The organism is Acidovorax sp. Leaf191 (genome assembly GCF_001424425.1).
Lineage (GTDB): Bacteria > Pseudomonadota > Gammaproteobacteria > Burkholderiales > Burkholderiaceae_C > Acidovorax.
Genome location: NZ_LMPT01000012.1, coordinates 124,871 through 142,390, shown reverse-complemented (window position 1 = coordinate 142,390; position 17,520 = coordinate 124,871). Strand labels below are relative to the sequence as shown.

18 protein-coding genes are annotated in these 17,520 nt (G+C 66.9%); 15 read left to right on the top strand and 3 right to left on the bottom strand.

What is annotated here, in order from left to right:
* Window positions 1–549: 549 nt before the first annotated feature.
* Window positions 550–1,596 (bottom strand): porin, encoded by a 1,047-nt coding sequence (locus tag ASG27_RS09205; RefSeq protein ID WP_056415129.1) that lies wholly within the window; start codon window positions 1,594–1,596, stop codon window positions 550–552.
* Window positions 1,597–1,913: 317 nt separating this feature from the next.
* Between ASG27_RS09205 and coq7 the strand changes: the two genes are divergently transcribed.
* Window positions 1,914–2,531: a 2-polyprenyl-3-methyl-6-methoxy-1,4-benzoquinone monooxygenase gene (gene coq7, locus ASG27_RS09200; protein WP_056415127.1), complete on the top strand. Its 618-nt coding sequence runs from the start codon at window positions 1,914–1,916 to the stop codon at window positions 2,529–2,531.
* 141 nt (window positions 2,532–2,672) lie between these two features.
* On the opposite strand, the gene ASG27_RS09195 is transcribed toward coq7, so the two are convergent.
* On the bottom strand, window positions 2,673–3,122 hold the full coding sequence (locus ASG27_RS09195; RefSeq protein WP_056415123.1) for an OsmC family protein: 450 nt from the start codon (window positions 3,120–3,122) through the stop codon (window positions 2,673–2,675).
* A 371-nt stretch (window positions 3,123–3,493) separates the two neighbouring features.
* Here ASG27_RS09195 and ilvA point away from each other — a divergent pair, with 371 nt between their 5' ends.
* From ilvA to ASG27_RS09180, 3 genes are all read left to right on the top strand, one after another.
* Complete coding sequence (gene ilvA / locus ASG27_RS09190; protein WP_056416255.1) at window positions 3,494–5,053, top strand: threonine ammonia-lyase, biosynthetic; 1,560 nt, start codon at window positions 3,494–3,496, stop codon at window positions 5,051–5,053.
* 92 nt (window positions 5,054–5,145) lie between these two features.
* Complete coding sequence (gene cobS / locus ASG27_RS09185) at window positions 5,146–5,952, top strand: adenosylcobinamide-GDP ribazoletransferase (protein WP_056415118.1); 807 nt, start codon at window positions 5,146–5,148, stop codon at window positions 5,950–5,952.
* A complete protein-coding gene (locus ASG27_RS09180; protein WP_056415116.1) occupies window positions 5,949–6,584 on the top strand; it encodes a histidine phosphatase family protein in 636 nt (211 codons plus the stop codon). The genes cobS and ASG27_RS09180 overlap by 4 nt, the downstream gene beginning before the upstream one ends.
* A 69-nt stretch (window positions 6,585–6,653) precedes the next feature.
* Here ASG27_RS09180 and ASG27_RS09175 read toward each other — a convergent pair whose 3' ends face one another.
* Window positions 6,654–7,109 carry a hypothetical protein gene (locus ASG27_RS09175; protein WP_056415112.1) on the bottom strand — a complete coding sequence of 152 codons (456 nt, stop codon included), beginning with the start codon at window positions 7,107–7,109 and terminating at the stop codon, window positions 6,654–6,656.
* A 48-nt stretch (window positions 7,110–7,157) separates the two neighbouring features.
* Between ASG27_RS09175 and gspG the strand changes: the two genes are divergently transcribed.
* The 11 genes from gspG (at window position 7,158) to ASG27_RS26635 (ending at window position 17,507) form a co-directional block, all read left to right on the top strand.
* Window positions 7,158–7,610: a type II secretion system major pseudopilin GspG gene (gene gspG, locus ASG27_RS09170; RefSeq protein ID WP_326938775.1), complete on the top strand. Its 453-nt coding sequence runs from the start codon at window positions 7,158–7,160 to the stop codon at window positions 7,608–7,610.
* Between the two features lie 233 nt (window positions 7,611–7,843).
* A complete protein-coding gene (locus tag ASG27_RS09165) occupies window positions 7,844–8,278 on the top strand; it encodes a prepilin-type N-terminal cleavage/methylation domain-containing protein (protein ID WP_056415108.1) in 435 nt (144 codons plus the stop codon).
* Window positions 8,275–8,673 (top strand): type II secretion system minor pseudopilin GspI, encoded by a 399-nt coding sequence (gene gspI / locus ASG27_RS09160; RefSeq protein ID WP_056415105.1) that lies wholly within the window; start codon window positions 8,275–8,277, stop codon window positions 8,671–8,673. The genes ASG27_RS09165 and gspI overlap by 4 nt, the downstream gene beginning before the upstream one ends.
* Window positions 8,674–8,990: 317 nt before the next feature.
* The gene (locus ASG27_RS09155; RefSeq protein ID WP_056416253.1) at window positions 8,991–9,668 is read left to right on the top strand and encodes a PulJ/GspJ family protein; all 678 of its coding nucleotides are present in this window, start codon (window positions 8,991–8,993) and stop codon (window positions 9,666–9,668) included.
* A complete protein-coding gene (gene gspK / locus ASG27_RS09150; RefSeq protein ID WP_156370592.1) occupies window positions 9,665–10,741 on the top strand; it encodes a type II secretion system minor pseudopilin GspK in 1,077 nt (358 codons plus the stop codon). Before ASG27_RS09155 ends, gspK begins: the two co-directional genes overlap by 4 nt.
* Window positions 10,742–10,836: 95 nt before the next feature.
* Window positions 10,837–12,138 carry a type II secretion system protein GspL gene (gene gspL / locus ASG27_RS09145; RefSeq protein ID WP_056415102.1) on the top strand — a complete coding sequence of 434 codons (1,302 nt, stop codon included), beginning with the start codon at window positions 10,837–10,839 and terminating at the stop codon, window positions 12,136–12,138.
* Window positions 12,135–12,698: a type II secretion system protein GspM gene (gene gspM / locus ASG27_RS09140; protein ID WP_056415100.1), complete on the top strand. Its 564-nt coding sequence runs from the start codon at window positions 12,135–12,137 to the stop codon at window positions 12,696–12,698. The genes gspL and gspM overlap by 4 nt, the downstream gene beginning before the upstream one ends.
* 14 nt (window positions 12,699–12,712) lie before the next feature.
* Window positions 12,713–13,522, top strand: coding sequence for a type II secretion system protein N (gspN, locus tag ASG27_RS09135; protein ID WP_056415097.1), 810 nt, complete (start codon window positions 12,713–12,715; stop codon window positions 13,520–13,522).
* 4 nt (window positions 13,523–13,526) lie between these two features.
* Window positions 13,527–16,154 carry a type II secretion system secretin GspD gene (gene gspD, locus ASG27_RS09130; protein WP_156370590.1) on the top strand — a complete coding sequence of 876 codons (2,628 nt, stop codon included), beginning with the start codon at window positions 13,527–13,529 and terminating at the stop codon, window positions 16,152–16,154.
* A 328-nt stretch (window positions 16,155–16,482) separates the two neighbouring features.
* Window positions 16,483–16,995, top strand: coding sequence for a hypothetical protein (locus ASG27_RS26640; protein WP_156370588.1), 513 nt, complete (start codon window positions 16,483–16,485; stop codon window positions 16,993–16,995).
* On the top strand, window positions 16,968–17,507 hold the full coding sequence (locus ASG27_RS26635; protein ID WP_156370586.1) for a hypothetical protein: 540 nt from the start codon (window positions 16,968–16,970) through the stop codon (window positions 17,505–17,507). The genes ASG27_RS26640 and ASG27_RS26635 overlap by 28 nt, the downstream gene beginning before the upstream one ends.
* The last annotated feature ends 13 nt before the right edge of the window (window positions 17,508–17,520 follow it).

The following is a 17,520-nucleotide window of genomic DNA, read 5'->3' as shown; positions in this document are numbered from 1 at the left end:
AACCCTCTGTATTTAAAAGTTTTACTATGCAGTAAAGGTTGCTCTATAGCCAACGGGAAATCCCTGAATCCCGGGTGTCCCGAAGGGCCTATGGAAGCCGTTTTGAACCTGTAGTGCATGCAAAGTTGGTGCCAGCGAGCGCTCAACACGCCGAGGTGACGATGTGATCGCTGCGAATCCCTCCGATCGGGACCCACCAGCGACAGAAAGCGCTGTACTGGCAACCTTCGACCGCCTCGGATGTGCACGGAGTTACCACCGATATGCCACCGAAAAACATCCGGCTACCCGGATTCTGAGTGAGGCCTCACGCGCCCGACATCGGGCGCAGTGAACCAGCACGGTAGACGCCACGCGACCTGCGCCAGCGCCCCATTCGGGGGATTCAGTGCACCCCTTCACCCCATTTCTTCAACCCACCCCTGCCAAGACGATGCACATCGAATAATGAACCGTCGTCCGAACGATTCGAACGGACAAAAAAAAGCCACCCGAAGGTGGCTTTTTCTTTGCTTTGATATCTCCACTGGCCATAAGCCAGCGTTGATATTAGAAGCTGTGACGGATACCGAAGTCGTAACCGCTGGAGTTACGACCAGCTGCGGTCACTGCGTTGTTCAGAGCGATGGCGGAGCCATTCTTGTTCTTCACAGCAGCAACGGTAGCGTACACGGCAGTGCGCTTCGACAGGTTGTGGACATAACCCAGAGCGAACTTGTTCGCACGTGGATCTGCACCGGGGACTTCGATTTCGTACGTGGAGTACGACAGGCGGATTTCGCCGGCGCCAACAGGAACCAGACCACCGATCAGGAAGCCCTTACCTTCAGGTCCGTTCTTCACGTCGTCTTGGTTGTAGTGAGCCATGATCTTGGCCATGCCCAGATCGTACTGACCACCCAGGTTCCAGCTCTTGATGTCTGCATTCAGGAACTTGGTTTGCGAGAGAGCCAGGGCCACATTGATGGGGCCGTTAGCGTAACCAACGCGAGCTGCCAGGCCGTTGCCGTCCTTCTTGTTGGCAGCGTTGCTCAGGTTTTCACCCATGTAGTACTGTGCTTGGCCGTAGAAGCCGCCCAGGTTGCCTGGCAGGAAGTAGCCGATGGCGTTCGAAGCGCGGGTGTTGGTTGGGCCACCCAGGTTAGCCGTTTGGGTCACGGTCGTGCCAACGCCGTTCGTGCCGAACGGATCGAACACGGTCAGGTTCCAGAATTGGGGAGTGTAGTCACGACCCAGACGCAGTTCACCGAAGCCGCCGTTCAGGCTGACCGTCGAACGACGGTTGAAGGTCAGGCCGCCGCCAGTGCTGGTAGCTGCTTGGTTGTTGGTGTTGGTAACGCCGCCGGTGCCGTTGTCGTTGTTCACGCCAGCTTCCAGCCAGAAGGAAGCAGACAGACCGCCACCCAGATCTTCAACGCCACGGAAACCCAGACGGCTGCTGTTGTAGCCGGAGTTCGTCAGTTGCGAACGGTTAGCGACGCTGCCGTTACCGTAAGCGTAGGTTGCATCAACCACGCCGAACAGGGTCACGGAAGATTGAGCCATTGCAGCGCCGGAAGCAGCCAGCACAGCCAGGGCAATCAGGGATTTTTTCATTGCGAGTTACTCCAAGGTTAAACATAGGGCGCCGGTACGGGGGGTCTATGGTGAATGCACACCTGCACAGTCCCGCCGGTTCCCCGGGCCAACCTCCTGGTGGGGAAGTTGCTCTTATTGCACCAGACCCGGCCGGGTTTCGCAAAGGAATTCACCCACAATCGGCCCGAAAGGGGAAATCCGTTGCAGTGTTGCAACATTTAAGTGTGGAGCGGCAAAATGGCCTCTTCGCCTTGCGCCAAGTCCAAAAACAAGGGCCTGCACATGTATCCATATGCAACTTGTGTTTCCATACCCTTGTCAATCCGAAAGCAACCATGGATTCTTTGCTAACCGCTGCGGACCACGCGCTCCGCACGCTTTTTGCCAAACCCCGCGCCAGCGCGCCCACGCCAGCGCAAGGCATGGCCGAGCCCTCGCTGGACCCTGCACAGAAACGGCTGGCAGGCGCCCTGATGCGCGTCAACCATGTGGGGGAGGTGTGCGCCCAGGCTTTGTACACGGCCCAGGCGGCGGTGACGCGCGACGCCGGTCTGCGCGCGCACCTGCTCGAAGCCGCCCGGGAAGAGACGGACCATCTGGCATGGACGCAGCAGCGCCTGGATGCGCTGGGCTCCCGGCCCAGCCTGCTCAACCCCCTGTGGTTCACGGGGGCATTCGCGCTCGGTCTGGTGGCGGCCAAGATCAGCGACCGGGCCAGCCTGGGGTTCGTTGCGGAAACAGAAAAACAGGTGTCCGCGCATCTGGCGGGCCATTTGAAGCGGCTGCCGGAGCAAGACCTGCCCTCGCGCGCCGTGGTAGCGCGGATGAAGGACGATGAGGAGCGCCATGCCGCCCAGGCCCGGGCCTCGGGCGCGATGGACCTGCCGCTGCCGGCCCGCGCAGCGATGAGGGTGGCGGCCAAGGTCATGACGACCACCGCACATTACATCTGAGCAGGTCCGGGGCCGGGGCCGCCCCCAGCGCGCATCTGCCACGTGGCCCAGTTGGCAATCGGATAGGACAGAAAGGAACGGGCCTCCAACCCTGGCTGCGTCATCCGCATCGCGGGCGACGCTTCCGTGGCTTCGGTGCCATCAGGCCTCGATCACCTCGAAACCGGTGGTGATCTCCGCCGTCTTGCCCAGCATGATGCTGGCCGAGCAATATTTGTCGTGGCTCATGGCGATGGCCCGCTCCACGGCGGGTGCCGGGATGCCCTTGCCCGTCACCGTGAAATGCATGTGGATCTTGGTGAACACCTTGGGATCGGTCTGTGCGCGCTCGGTGGTCAGCTTGACGCTGCAGCCACGCACGTCGTGGCGGCCGCGCTTCAGGATCAGCACCACGTCGTAGGCCGTGCAGCCGCCCGTGCCCGCCAGCACGGTCTCCATGGGCCGGGGCGCCAGGTTCTGGCCGCCGTTGGCAGGGTTGGCGGCATCGGGCGCGCCGTCCATGGTGAGGACGTGGCCGCTGCCGGTCTCGGCCACGAAGCCCATGCCCGAGCGCGTTCCTGCGCCACCGGTCCAGCTGACTGTGCATTCCATTGATGTTTCTCCTTGATGACGTGGTTTTTTTCGCACGGATTGACCGCGCGGCGGGAATTTGCTGCAGATTTTGCTGCATCGCAACAAGTCTCGCGGTAAACTTCTGGACATGCGCTGCTTTTTTCAGTGATTGCTGAAGATGCAGACGGCACGGCCTGAAGTGCTCCGCTTTCACGGCCTGCCACGCACCGATTGTCTCCTCCATCTCCTCAAAGGATGGATTCAGCCCCTGGCCTCACGGCCCGGGGCTTTTTTTTGCCCTGCTGCTTGTGGCCACGGGCGGCACGCAGCCCAGGTTCCGCCCCCAAAAGCCCACCCTCTATGATGTGGGCCCCGCCAACCGGCGGCGCTCCACTGCCTGCCTGCCCGCCATGACCCAGCACCTGACTCCCGCCGACTACCTCAAGAAGATCCTGACCGCCCGCGTGTACGACGTGGCCGTCGAGTCGGCGCTGGAGCCCGCCAACAACCTGAGCCGGCGCCTTCACAACAAGGTGCTTTTGAAGCGCGAAGACCAGCAGCCGGTGTTCAGCTTCAAGCTGCGCGGTGCCTACAACAAGATGGCGCACCTCACGCCCGAGCAGCTGCAGCGCGGCGTGATCTGCGCGTCGGCTGGCAACCATGCCCAGGGCGTGGCCATGAGCGCCCACAAGCTGGGCACGCGCGCGGTGATCGTCATGCCCACCACGACACCGCAGCTCAAGATCGATGCGGTCCGCACTCTGGGCGGCGATGTGGTGCTGCACGGCGAGAGCTACTCCGACGCCTACGAACACGCGGCCCGCCTGCAGCAGGAGCAGGGCCTCACGTTCGTGCACCCCTTCGACGATCCGGATGTGATCGCAGGCCAGGGCACCATTGCGATGGAAATCCTGCGCCAGCTGCAAAGCCTGGGCAGCAACCAGCTCGACGCCGTGTTCGTGGCCATCGGCGGCGGCGGGCTGGTCTCGGGCGTGGCCAACTACATCAAGGCCGTGCGGCCCGAGATCAAGGTGATCGGCGTGCAGATGAACGACTCGGACGCGATGATCCAGTCCGTCAACGCCCACCAGCGCGTCACGCTGCCCGACGTCGGCCTGTTCTCGGACGGCACGGCCGTCAAGCTCGTGGGTGAAGAGACCTTCCGGGTCGCCAGCGGCCTGGTGGACGAGTTCATCACCGTGGACACCGACGCCGTCTGCGCAGCCATCAAGGACATCTTCGTGGACACGCGCAGCATCGTCGAGCCCGCCGGCGCACTGGCCGTGGCGGCGATCAAGCAGTACGTGGCCGAGCACAAGACCACGGGCGAGACCTACGCCGCCATCCTGTGCGGCGCCAACATGAACTTCGACCGCCTGCGCTTCGTGGCCGAGCGCGCCGAAGTGGGGGAAGAGCGCGAAGCCCTGTTCGCCGTCACCATCCCCGAGGAGCGCGGCAGCTTCCGCCGCTTTTGCGAAGTGGTGGGCGGCCTGCCCGGCGGCCCGCGCAACGTGACCGAGTTCATCTACCGCATCAGCGACGAGTCCCGTGCGCATGTGTTCGTGGGCCTGACCACCAACGGCCGGGGAGAGTCGACGGAGATTGCCGGCAACTTCGGCCGCCACGGCTTCGAGGCGCTGGACCTCACCCACGACGAGCTGGCCAAGGAGCATTTGCGCCATCTGGTGGGCGGCCATTCGGCACTGGCGCAGGACGAGCGGCTGATGCGCTTCACCTTCCCCGAGCGCCCCGGCGCGCTGCTCAAGTTCCTGAGCCTGATGCAGCCCACCTGGAACATCAGCCTGTTCCACTACCGCAACCAGGGCGCCGACTATGGCCGCATCCTCGTGGGCATGCAGGTGCCCGCCGAGGACAAGGCCGCGTTCGACGCCTTCCTGGCCACGCTGGGCTACCCGTATGTGGAAGAGACGCTGAACCCGGCCTACCGCCTGTTCCTGCGCTCCAAATAATGCACAAAAATGGCCTCTACCGCTTGATAGACAAGCGCTAGAAGCTATAAAAATTGTAGCAAACCCCCACCGCACTCCAGGTCACGCACGCCATGCAAGCCCTGCGCCACTACCTGCTGGCCGTGCAGTTCTTCACCCGCATTCCGGTCACCGGCCGGCTGGCCGACTGGGTGGGCTTCAGCCCCGCCATGTTGCGCGCCAGCGCGGCGCACTTTCCGGGCATCGGCTGGCTGGCGGCGCTGCTGTCGATGGCCGTCTATGCGGCCCTGCACTGGGCGCTGGCTCCCAGCCCGTGGGCCCCCGCCGTGGCGGCGGTGCTGTGCACGGTGGCCACCGTGCTGATGACGGGCGGCTTCCATGAAGACGGGCTGGCCGATGTGGCCGACGGCCTGGGCGGCAGTGCCGACCGGGAGCGCGCGCTCGACATCATGAAAGACTCGCGCATCGGGGCCTACGGTGCCATGGCGCTGGTGCTGGCCCTGCTCGCCAAGCTCAGCCTGCTGGCGCTGCTGGGCGCCCACGGCCTGCTGGCCGCCACGTCGGCCCTGGTGGGCGCGCATGTGCTGTCGCGCCTGTGGCCGCTGTTCATCGTGCGCAGCCTGCCGCATGTGGGCCACACGGCCCGCTCCAAGAGCAAGCCGCTGGCCGACCAGATCTCGGGTGGCGCACTGGCCGCTGCCTTAGCCTGGTGCCTGGTGCCGTTGGCGCTGGTGGCGTATGCCCAGCCAGCGGTCTATCTGACGGCCTCCATCGCATTGAGTGGCGTGTCGGCGGCCTGGATGGCGCGCTGGTTTGCGCGCCGGCTGCAGGGCTTTACCGGCGACTGCCTGGGCGCCACGCAGCAGGTCAGCGAGATCGGCTTTTACCTGGGCGCAGCGCTGGCCCTGCGCTGGATGTGAAACATCCACAGACCGGCACGGCCGCCGTACGCGGCCCCCGCCTCTGGCTGGTGCGCCACGCCCAGCCGCTGGTGGCACCCGGCACCTGCTACGGGGCGCTGGATGTACCTGCCGACGCCGCAGCGACACACGCCGCGGCAGCACGCCTGGCGGCCGCCCTGCCCGGCCAGGCGCGTGTGCACCACTCCACGCTACAAAGATGTGAGCAGCTGGCGCGCAGCCTGCAAGCGCTGCGACCCGATCTCACATCAAAACCCGACGCACGGCTGGTCGAAATGGATTTTGGCGCCTGGGAAGGCCAGGCCTGGGACGCCATCGCCCGTGCGGAGATCGATGCGTGGACCGCCGACTTCGCCCGCTACCGCCCGGGCGGCGGCGACAACCTGGCCTCCGTGCTGCAGCGCGTGGCCGCGGCGCTGGGCGCCGACGGCAGCCCTGCCGCCAGCCATGTGGACCACGTCCATGTCCCATCCGCGAGCGGCACCGTGTCGGATGTGGTGTGGATCACGCACGCCGGGGTGATCCGCTGCGTGGCCTGGCTGCGCGCCCACGGCAGTGCACTACCGCGGTCAGACGAATGGCCCGTGGCAGCGCCCGGCTGGGGGGAATGGGAGACTTTGGGATTGACCTGAGCGGCTGCACCCAGGTGCTCGAGGGGAAAGCAGCACACTGGAACGCTTTTACGCGTTCTTGCACCCGCGTCAATTCTTGAGCGGCATGTCCAGCGTGAGCGTGGCCGGGCCATCCATCGAGCCGCCCAACTGCGCCTGGCGCGGGCCCAGCGCCTGCAGCACCAGCCCTTCGTCCACCGCGGCCCCCACCCGGAAGGGCTTGGCGGGCTTGCCATCCACCACGATCAGCGCCGCGCCGCCGCCGCTGGCGCGGCCCGACAGAACGCCGATCAGCGAGAACCGGCTGGCCAGTGTGGCTACCGGCGCAGCGGGCGCGGCCCCCGCCGCCGAAGGCATGGCGCCCAGCAGGCGGGCCAGCGCCTGCGCGTCGGGCGCGACGGCGGCCGGGAGCACCACGGGCGCCGCCGTACCCGCGGCCGGTGCCGACAGGCGCATGCCCCAGAACACCACGCTGGCGCCCGCCGCCGCCCAAAGCGCCAGAGTCCCCAGGCGCACGCCCCATTTGCTGTGTGAATTGGTCACCATGCGGGGATTATGATTCACGCGATCCGACCATCCGAGAGACCGCCAGCAGTGAACACTTCCTTTCCTCTCCTCTTGCGCTCCGCCCGCCGCAGTGTGGCCCGGGGCTTCACCCTCATCGAGCTGATGGTGGTGCTCGTCATCATCGGCGTGCTGGCCGCCCTCATCGTGCCCAATGTGCTCGAACGCGCCGACGATGCGCGTGTCACCGCCGCGCGCACCGACATCACCAACATCATGCAGGCGCTCAAGCTGTACCGCCTGGACAACCAGCGCTACCCTACGGCCGAACAGGGACTGCAGTCGCTGATCATCAAGCCCTCGGCCGGCCCCGTGCCCAACAACTGGAAGCTCTATCTGGAGAAGCTGCCCAACGACCCCTGGGGCCGCCCTTACCAGTACCTGAATCCCGGCATCAAGGGCGAGATCGACGTGATGTCGTTCGGCGCGGACGGCCAGTCCGGCGGCGAAGGCAAGGACGCGGACATCGGCAGCTGGCAGTGAAGATATGGCCCCCACGGTCGCGCACTTGCGTGTCGCTCCCTGCCCCCCGAGGGGGCCCAGCCCGCCTTCGGGCGGCCGGGCGGCGGGCTGATATGGCCCCCACGGTCGCGCACTGCGTGTCGCTCCCTGCCCCCAAGGGGGCCGCGTTCCGCCTTGGGGCGGCCCGGCGGCCCTCCCACCGAGCCGATGTTTCCGGCCCCGCGGCGTGATGTGCATCGCTAGGCCCTGACTCCATGTCTTCTCGCTCGCGCGGCTTCACGCTGCTGGAACTGCTGGTCGTCATCAGCATCATCGCCCTGGCCACGGCCGGGGTGGGCATCGCCATGCGCGACAGCGGCCAGACGCTGGTCGAGCGCGAGGCGGCGCGGCTGGCCGCGCTGCTGGAGTCGGCCCGCGCCCAGTCCCGCGGGGGCGGCATACCGGTGGTGTGGCGTGCCAACCCGCGCGGCTTCCAGTTCGAAGGCCTGCCGCCCAGTGCACAGGCCGCCCTGCCCACCCAGTGGCTGGACGCCGGCACCGCCGTGCGCGGCCCTGGCGTGTTGGTGCTGGGTCCGGAGCCGCTGATCGGCCGGCAGCAGGTGCTGATCACGCACCAGGCATTTCCGGACCGCACGCTGAGCGTCGCCACTGACGGCGTGCGGCCCTTCACCGTCGAGACCGTGCAGTGAGTGGCGATCCAAGGCAGGTTGCACGGCGCCCGCAGCCAAAGCAACACCAGCAGGGCTTCACGCTGGTCGAGGTGCTCGTCGCGCTGAGCATCGTGGCCATCGCCCTCATGGCCGGCCTGCAGGCCACCACGGCGCTCACGCGCAACGCGCTGCGCCAGTCGGACATCGTGCTGGCCCAGTTGTGCGCCGAGAACGAGCTGGTCAAGGCCCGGCTGTCGCGCCAGATGCCCAGCGTGGGCGACAGCACGCTCACCTGCGAGCAGGCGGGCCGGCAGCTTACCGTGGCCGTGATCGTGCGGCCCACGCCCAACCCGAGCTTTCGGCGGGTGGATGCGCAGGTGCTGGATGGGGAGAACTCCATCCTGCGGGTCTCGACCATCATCGGAAGGTATTGATGCTCCCCCTGAGCCGCTTCGCGTCATCCCCCAAGGGGGACGCACCCCGTGGCCTGGCAGAGCCAGTTCCACGGGTGCCCTCGCCTTGCGCCGCGCCGGTTGAGACGGTCGCGCGTGGATTCACAGCGGCAGGACTCCCGCCTTACACCGGTGGTGGGGACGAACCCGACGGGATGGCAGAACCATCTTCACGGGTGCACCTGCATCACGCCGCGCCTGCTCCGTGCGGCCTCGCGTGCCATCCACCCCAACCGTTCGGGCTGAGCTTGTCGAAGCCTCGCGCGGCGCTTCGGCCAGTTCGTCGGAAATGGCTCTGTATTTTTCAACGCAGCTCAGCCTCGAAGGCCGCACGCGGCTTCACGCTGGTCGAGCTGCTGCTCGCGATTGCGGTGATGAGCCTGCTGGCCATCCTCAGCTGGCGCGGGCTCGATGGCATGGTGCGGGCGCAGGAGATCACGCGGCAGCGGGCCGATGAGATGCTGGTGCTGCAGTCGTCCCTGGGCCAGTGGGGCACGGACCTCGATGCACTGATGCCGATTGCCAACACCACCCCGCTCGACTGGGACGGCCAGGTGCTGCGCCTGACGCGCCGCACCAGTGCCGTGCCCGACGAGGGCGCGCTGGTGGTGGCCTGGACGCTGCGCGGCGCGCAGGGCGCGGGCCAATGGGTGCGCTGGCAATCGCCCCCGGTGCGCACGCGCGCCCAGTGGCAGGAAGCCTGGGCGCTGGCCGCCCAGTGGGCGCGCACCCCTGCCGACGCGGAGCGGCGCTACGAGATGGCGCTGCTGCCGCTGCAGGACTGGCAGATCTTCTACTACCGCGGCGGTGCCTGGTCCAACGCGCAATCGAGCAGCGGCACGACCACCGCCGAGAGCACCACGGCCGCCATCCCTGACGGCGTGCGCCTGCAGATCACCCTGCCCCCGGGCCAGGCGCTGGTCGGGCAGCTCACGCGCGACTGGGTGAACCCCCTGCTGGGCGGAGGCCGGACATGACCGCCCGCCCGCACATCCCCACCGACCTGCCGACCGGACGCGCAAGCCCTGCCGCAGCCAGACCCCGGCCGGCGCCGCGGCGTGCGGCAGGAGCGCGCCGGCTGCACCAGGCGCGCGGCGCGGCGCTGCTGCTGGCCATGCTCACCGTCACCCTCGTGGCCACGTTCGCCGCGTCGGCCATGTGGCAGCAGTGGCGGGCGGTGGAGGTCGAGACGGCCGAGCGCGCGCGCGTGCAGTCGGCATGGATCCTCATCGGCTCGCTCGACTTCTCGCGCCTGATCCTGCGCGAGGACGGCCGCTCGGGCGGCGCGGACCACCTGGCCGAGCCCTGGGCCGTGCCGCTGCAGGAGGCCCGCCTGTCCACCTTTCTGGCGGCCGACAAGAACGTGAGCCAGGTCGACGATGCCAGCACCGACACCACAGAGGCGTTCCTCTCGGGCCAGATCACCGACGCGCAGGGGCGGCTGAACCTGTCCAACCTGGTGGTCAACGGCAAGGTGCAGGACGTGGGCCAGCGGCAATTCATGCGGCTGTTCGAGCGGCTGGGCCTGCCGCAGCAGGAACTGAGCGCACTGGTGGACGGCATGCAGCGCGCCCAGGCTGCAGGCAGCGGAGACAGCGGCAATGCCCCGCTGATGCCGCCATCCATCACGCAGTTAGGCTGGCTGGGCCTGTCGCAAAGCACCGTCCTCGCGCTCACGCCCCATGTGTCGTTGTTGCCTCCCAACACTCCCGTCAACATCAACACGGCCGGCATCGACGTGCTGCTGGCGGCCATCGCCGGCCTCGACATGGCCAGCGCCCAGAAGATCCTGCAGGTCCGCGAGTCGCGCCACTTCCGCACGCTGTCCGAGGTGCGCGAACTGCTGGGAGCCACCATCGACATCCCCGAAAGCACGCTGGCCGTGGCCTCGTCGTACTTCGAGGTGCGCGGCCGGCTGCGGCTGGGCGATGCCATGGTGGACGAGCGCTCGCTGGTCCGCAAACAGGGCATCGAGGTCACCACCCTGTGGCGCGAACGCGGGGCCTTCGACCGTGAATCCGGCCCCGGCACGGCCCAGGTGCTGCGATAGAACCGGCGCCCAGACGCAGCGGATTGGAGACACCTGGGCGGCGTTGGCCCGACAGTGTCAAGTCCGCCCTCTAAAATGGCCCGCAAAACCCCTCCATGAGCACCCTCATCCTTTTCCTGCCGCCGGCCCGTCCGGGCCCCGCCACCGAGTACAGCTACACGCTGACGGCGGACGGCCACACTGCCATCCGACACGCCACCGCCCCGGCGGCCCTGCTGCCTGAACCCACGCGCCCCGGCGGCGAGGTGGTGGCCGTGGTGCCCGCGCGCGCGCTGTCGTGGCAACGCGTGCAACTGCCGCCGGGCATCGCGCTCGGTGCCGGCCAGCAGACGCCGCGCCTGCGCTCGGTGCTCGACGGCCTGCTGGAAGACCGCCTTCTGGACGACGCCAGCCAGCTGCATTTCGCGCTGCAGCCCGGCGCGCAGGCGGGCGAGCCTTTGTGGGTGGCCGTGTGCGACCGCGCCTGGCTGCGCGAAAACCTGCAGGCCCTGGAGGCCGCGGGCCGCCGCGTGGCGCGCGTGGTGCCTGAATTCGCGCCCGGCCCCACTGCCAGCGGCCGCCCCGAACTGTGCGCACTGGGCACCCCCGAAGACGCGTGCGTGGTGCTCACCGGCCAGGGCCCCAGCCAAGGCGTGGCCGTGCTGCCCCTGTCGAACATGGCCCTGGCGCTGGCCCGCGCCGGCGCCCCCGGCACACCCCCTGCGCCCGGCGACGAGGACGACGCCCTGGTGGTGCGTGCCGAGCCCGCCGTGGCAGCGCTGGCCGAGCGCACCCTGGGGCAGCGCGTGGCACTGCACACCGCCAGCCAGCGCGCGCTGGATGCCGCGCGCAGCGACTGGGACCTGGCCCAATTCGACCTGGCCAGCACCGGCCGCACACGCGCCCTGCGCAAGGCGGGCAGCCTGGCCAGCGCGCTGCTGCATGCGCCGCAATGGCGCGCCGCACGCTGGGGCGCCGCGCTGCTGGTGGTGGCGCATCTGGTGGGCCTCAATGCCTGGGCCTGGCAGGAGCGCCAGGCCATGGTGGCCAAGCAGGCCGCCGTGCGCTCCACGCTGACGCAGACCTTCCCCAAGGTGCAGGTGGTGGTCGACGCACCGGTTCAGATGGAGCGCGAACTGGCGCAGCTGCGGCAAGCCGCCGGCAGCGTGTCGACCCGCGACCTGGAGCCCCTCTTGGCCGCCGCGGGCGCAGCACTGCCCGCCGGACGCCAGCCCACCGCCATCGAATACACCCCGGGCGAGCTGCGCCTGCGCGGCGTGACCCTGGGCCCGGACGAAGAAACCGCGCTGTCTGCCAGCCTGCAGGCCGCGGGCTACCAGGCCCGGGTGGACGACGGCAGCCTGCTGCTGCGCGCCGCCGAAGGCCGTTTGCCACCGACTGCGAAAGGCGCACCATGAGCACCCGCCCGTCGTCCAGCGCCGCGCTGCGCGCCCGCTGGCAAACCCTGGCCCCACGCGAGCAGACCCTGGTGCTGGCCGCTGGCGGTCTCGTGGCGTTCGCGCTGCTGTGGTGGGTGGCCGTGGCACCGGCCCTGGCCACGCTGCGCGCCGCCCCTGCGCGCCATGCAGAACTCGACGCCCAGCTTCAGCAGATGCAAAGCCTGCGCGCAGAAGCGCAGCAGCTGCAGTCCGCCCCCCGCAACACGCGCGGCGACTCGGTGGGTGCGCTGCGTGCCGCACTGGCGCAGCGCCTGGGCAACACGGCACAGATCAATGTCATCGGCGACCGCGCCACCGTCACGCTCAAGGGCGCCCCCGCCGACGCGCTGGGCCAGTGGCTGGCCCAGGCCCGCAGCAATGCGCGCGCAGCGCCCATCGAGGCGCGCCTGGCACGCAGCGCCGCGGCCGCACCCGCAACCCCCAACGGGGCGGCAGCACCCGTGGTGCTGGGCAGCGCCCGCGCCATGCCGCGCTGGGATGGCACGCTGGTGCTGGCCCTGCCGCCAGCCCAGCCCTGAACGCAACGAGACCCGTGGCCACTTCCTCCCGACACCGCCCACCCGTGACCCGCACGCCCCGCTCTGCCTGGGGCTGGGCGCTGGCGGGCGCCCTGGCCGGCATGCTGCCCGCCGTGGTGGTGTTTGCACCCGCGCACTGGCTGGCCGACAACGTGGCCAACGCCTCCGGCGGGCAGGTGCAGTTGCTGCAGGCGCGCGGAACGGTATGGACCGGCTCGGCACAACTGGTGCTGACCGGCGGCAGCGCCAGCCAGGACCGCGCCGCCCTGCCGGGGCGGCTGGACTGGCGCATACGCCCCAGCTGGGGCGGACTGCATGTGCAGATCCATGCCGACTGCTGCACACCCCAGCCGCTGCAGCTGCAGGCCAGCGCGGGCTTGTCCGGCGCACGGCTGACCGTGATCGACGGCGAAAGCCTGTGGCCCGCGTCCGTGTTGACCGGCCTGGGCACCCCCTGGAACACACTGCAGCCGCAGGGGCAGCTGGTGCTGCAGACCCGCGGCCTGGCGGCGCGCTGGAGCGCTGGCCGCATGACCCTGGCAGGCCAGGCGCAGCTCGATGCGCGGGCCATGTCCTCGCGACTGTCCACCCTGCGCCCCATGGGCAGCTACAGGCTGGCGGTGCAGGGCGGCGAAGTGCCCACGCTCACGCTGAGCACGCTCGACGGCCACCTGCAACTGAGCGGCTCGGGCCAATGGGTGGGCCAGCGCCTGCGCTTCACGGGCGAGGCCAGTGCCGCGCCCGAGCGCGAGGCGGCCCTGGCCAATCTTCTGAACATCATTGGACGGCGCAGCGGCGCGCGCTCCATCATCACCGTGGGTTGACCCTATGACTTCCTTGTTCTCACCCCGCCTTGATTTTGCTCTTAAAGCGATAGCTGCCAGCGTCCTGCTGGCTTGCGCCAGCGGCCAGATCAATGCACAAACCGCCATCGACACCCGCACCGGCAGCGTGCGATCGGGCGAGCCGGTCACGCTGAACTTCGCCAACGCCGAGATCGAAGCCGTGGCGCGCACCATGGCCACCATCACCGGCCGCAACGTGGTCGTGGACCCGCGCGTGAAGGGCCAGCTCAACCTCGTCACCGAGCGCGCCGTGACCCCGGCGGCGGCCTTCCAGCAGTTCCTGGCCGCGCTGCGCCTGCAGGGCTTCACCGTGGTCGAAGCGGCGGGCCTGTACAAGGTGGTGCCCGAGGCCGACGCCAAGCTGCAGGGCGGCAGCGTGAGCGTGGTGCAGGGCAGCTCCGGCAGCGCGCCGGGCGGCGGGCAGATCGTCACGCAGATCTTCAAGCTCAACTTCGAAAACGCGGCCAACCTGGTGCCCGTGCTGCGCCCGCTGATCAGCCCCAACAACACGATCAACGTGAACCCCGGCAACAACTCGCTGGTGATCACCGACTACGCCGACAACCTGCAGCGCCTGGCACGCATCGTGGCGGCCATGGATGTCTCCAACGCCAGCGACGTGGAAGTGATCCCGCTGCGCAACGCCGTGGCCACCGACCTGGCGCCGCTGGTGGCGCGCCTCATCGACGGCGGCAGTGCCGCCGTGGGCGTGCCGGCCGCTGGCCAGGGGCAGTCGGACACGTCGTTCAAGACCACGCTGATCGCCGAGCCGCGCAGCAACTCGCTGATCCTGCGCGCCGCCAACCCGGCCCGCGTGGCCCAGGTGCGCGCGCTGGTGGACCGGCTGGACCAGGCCCCCGTGCCCGGCAGCAGCGCGTCCACCGGCAACATCCACGTGGTCTACCTCAAGAATGCCGACGCCACCAAGCTTGCGACCACCCTGCGCGCTGCCATGGCGGCGATGGGCACGGGCAACAGTGCGGGGGGTGCCGCAGGCGGCGGCGGTGTCAGCAGCCCCGCCGCGCCCAGCGGCAGCCTGAGCGGCGGCAACAACAGCGGCAGCATGCTGTCCACCGGCACGGGGCTGTCCAACAGCAGTTCGGGCGGACTGGGTGCGGGCAGCAGCGCCATGGGCACCAGCAGCACCAACAACAACCAGCCATCCACCGGTGGCCAGATCCAGGCGGACCCGACGACCAACTCGCTCATCATCACGGCGCCGGAGCCGCTGTACCGCCAGCTGCGCACGGTCATCGACCAGTTGGACGGGCGGCGTGCGCAGGTGCTGGTGGAAAGCCTGATCGTGGAAATCTCGGCCAACAAGCTGGCCGAGTTCGGCATCCAGTGGCAGGGCATTCTGGGCAAGCAAGGCGACGGTACCGTGGGCGTGATCGGCACCAACTCCGGGCAGGCCGGGGCCAACATCCTGGGCATCACCGCGGCCCTGGCATCGGGCAACGCTGCGAGCATCGCCTCGGCCGCGGGCACCCTCGGTCAGGGACTGAACGTGGCGCTGGCGCCGCGCATCAACGGCCAGTACTACCTGGGGGCACTGGCCAACTTCCTGCAGAACAGCGGGGACGCGAATGTGCTCTCCACCCCCAACCTGATGACGCTGGACAACGAAGAGGCGCGCATCATCATCGGCAACAACGTGCCCTTCGTCACGGGTTCGTACGCCAACACCACGGGCAGCAGCACGGTCAACCCGTTCCAGACCGTCGAGCGCAAGGACGTGGGCCTGATGCTCAAGGTGCGCCCGCAGATCAGCGAAAACGGCACGGTGAAGATGGCGATCTACCAGGAGGTTTCCAAGATCGACACGTCGACCCTCAGCAACGCCAACGGTCCGAGCACCAGCAAACGCTCCATCGAATCGAACGTGGTGGTGGACGACGGCAGCATCATCGTGATCGGCGGCCTGCTGGAAGACAGCTATCAGCAAGGCCAGGACAAGGTGCCGGTGATGGGCGATCTGCCGGTGGTGGGCAACCTGTTCCGCAGCGAAACCCGCTCGCGCAACAAGACCAACCTCATGGTCTTCCTGCGTCCCATCGTGGTGCGCGACAACGCCACCAGCGACGCTTTGATGGTGGACCGCTATGAAGCCATCCGCGCGCTGCAGCAGGCCACGCAGCCCGCTCCAAGCCTGCCCATGAAGACGGTGTCGGGCGCACCCATACTGCCTCCGCTGCCGGAGCGATTCACCGCCCCTGCCCCTGCGCAACCGGCGACCGCTGTGCCCGTGCCCGTCCCCATGCAGCAACTCACCCCCGTGGTGCCGCTGCCTCCGCCAGCACCCACCGGCGCACCGATCAGCATTGCGCCTGCGCAACCTGCTGCAGCACCGCCAGCGACCCCCCAGGCCGCGGTGTCGCTGTACTACGTCAACATCGGCACCTTCGGCGATGACGCGCAATCCAAGGCCTCGATGGCCCGCCTGCGAAATTCGGCGCTGCCGCTGGCGCTGCAGTCCGTGGAGACCAACCGCGGCACGGCCACCCGCGTGCGGGTGGGCCCCTACGCGACCGAAGAGGCTGCCCAGGCCGCCGCAGCCACCGTGCGTGGCAAGCTGGCGCTGAACGCCACGGTGGCGGCGCAGCCGCTCTGAGCACCACCGCCGACAGGTACGGATGTGTTGCCACGGTGTGGAGGGCTAGCAACCCATCAGCGCAGCGCCGACGCCACCTGCGCCGGTCTGCATCAGCATGACCCTATTGGGCGGGACGTTGGAATCAGACGACTTTCTATCGCTCTACCCAAAAATATTCCCATTCAATCTAACCATGTTTGAACGCCATACCCCTTCACGTGCTCCAGTGCACGTCGCATCCTCTCACCTGGATAGCGTGTTACACACAGGCGTTGCTCCGAGTCCATCAAGTGTTCGCAATCGCGACTCAGACACTTTTTCAAGTCATGCGAGCTGGATACAGGCAATGAACAAGTCCGCGCCCGCTCACATCGACACCGACGTAGAGCAAAACTCCAAGCAAATCGATCCCATAGAAAATATCGTCCGCCCTAGCGATGCTGCGGTAGCCCACTGGATAGGCTTGGCCTTGGGACCGGGCAAGGGTGAATCCTTTCTCATGACCAAGAGACTGGAATGGTCGAAAAGCAACCCGATCCCGAACATCAACCTTGTCGCCGCTGAACGATTCATGGGTGGCTACGAAGGGTTGTTTAACGAGGCAAGTTTAGGGTTGCAATATTTCGGAAAGCACTTCCGAGACAGTGCGCTTGCAAGTGCCGTACGCGAAAGAGCTCCGCAAAGCGCTTGGAGCAATCAACACTTTGTCATGCTGTTTGGCAGAAATGGCTCACCAGCAAACACGGTCGATTTCACTACGCGCTGGGCCCTATCCGGCATAGGACATCGATACATGAATATCAAGCCTGGCTCTGGATTATCCCCAGTCAAATGCAAAACCAATTCAAGAATTCAGTAAAATTAGCAGCAGTGACACTGCTGCTAATAATTTTCTGCTTGGTCGACGCTCATCTCATCAGAAGCCCTGTATTCGGTTTGGTTGCAATCTTTCTTTGCGCACCTGTTTTTCTGTTCAAAGGCATTTTTCACCTCATCAAGAAAGACCTAAATTCAGCCAAAGAATATGGCATTAAAATCGTTTTTTGCGTAGCTCTTTTTGTGGCGTCCATCGTCTATGGGATCCATCACTTTGATCAAGTCGAACGTGATGTGAAACGCATAGGCGGACAGATACGAGAAGCGGCAGCGAATCAAGGATATTTTTCAGCATCACTGCATGAATTTGATGGCTTGGCGACAGACTTGAACCTGAAAAATCAAAAAACCTTCATAGTTAGAGGCGTACCGGTTACCTACAGAGTAGATTCCAAAAATAGCAATGCATTTCTGCATTATTGGTATTATGGTTCGCTTGGCCAAATGAGTTTTGATATCAAAAACAACAAGTTCAGCACCGCAGTGCCTGACTGATATTCGTAGAATT

Coding starts and splice junctions, on each gene's coding strand:
- ASG27_RS09195 (WP_056415123.1), bottom strand. CDS start 3,122: ATGGAATGCACAGTCAGCTGGACCGGTGGCGCAGGAACGCGCTCGGGC.
- ASG27_RS09165 (WP_056415108.1), top strand. CDS start 7,844: ATGTCTTCTCGCTCGCGCGGCTTCACGCTGCTGGAACTGCTGGTCGTC.
- coq7 (WP_056415127.1), top strand. CDS start 1,914: ATGGATTCTTTGCTAACCGCTGCGGACCACGCGCTCCGCACGCTTTTT.
- ASG27_RS09205 (WP_056415129.1), bottom strand. CDS start 1,596: ATGAAAAAATCCCTGATTGCCCTGGCTGTGCTGGCTGCTTCCGGCGCT.
- gspD (WP_156370590.1), top strand. CDS start 13,527: ATGACTTCCTTGTTCTCACCCCGCCTTGATTTTGCTCTTAAAGCGATA.
- cobS (WP_056415118.1), top strand. CDS start 5,146: ATGCAAGCCCTGCGCCACTACCTGCTGGCCGTGCAGTTCTTCACCCGC.
- ASG27_RS26635 (WP_156370586.1), top strand. CDS start 16,968: ATGCAAAACCAATTCAAGAATTCAGTAAAATTAGCAGCAGTGACACTG.
- ASG27_RS26640 (WP_156370588.1), top strand. CDS start 16,483: ATGAACAAGTCCGCGCCCGCTCACATCGACACCGACGTAGAGCAAAAC.
- gspM (WP_056415100.1), top strand. CDS start 12,135: ATGAGCACCCGCCCGTCGTCCAGCGCCGCGCTGCGCGCCCGCTGGCAA.
- gspL (WP_056415102.1), top strand. CDS start 10,837: ATGAGCACCCTCATCCTTTTCCTGCCGCCGGCCCGTCCGGGCCCCGCC.
- ilvA (WP_056416255.1), top strand. CDS start 3,494: ATGACCCAGCACCTGACTCCCGCCGACTACCTCAAGAAGATCCTGACC.
- ASG27_RS09175 (WP_056415112.1), bottom strand. CDS start 7,109: ATGGTGACCAATTCACACAGCAAATGGGGCGTGCGCCTGGGGACTCTG.
- gspK (WP_156370592.1), top strand. CDS start 9,665: ATGACCGCCCGCCCGCACATCCCCACCGACCTGCCGACCGGACGCGCA.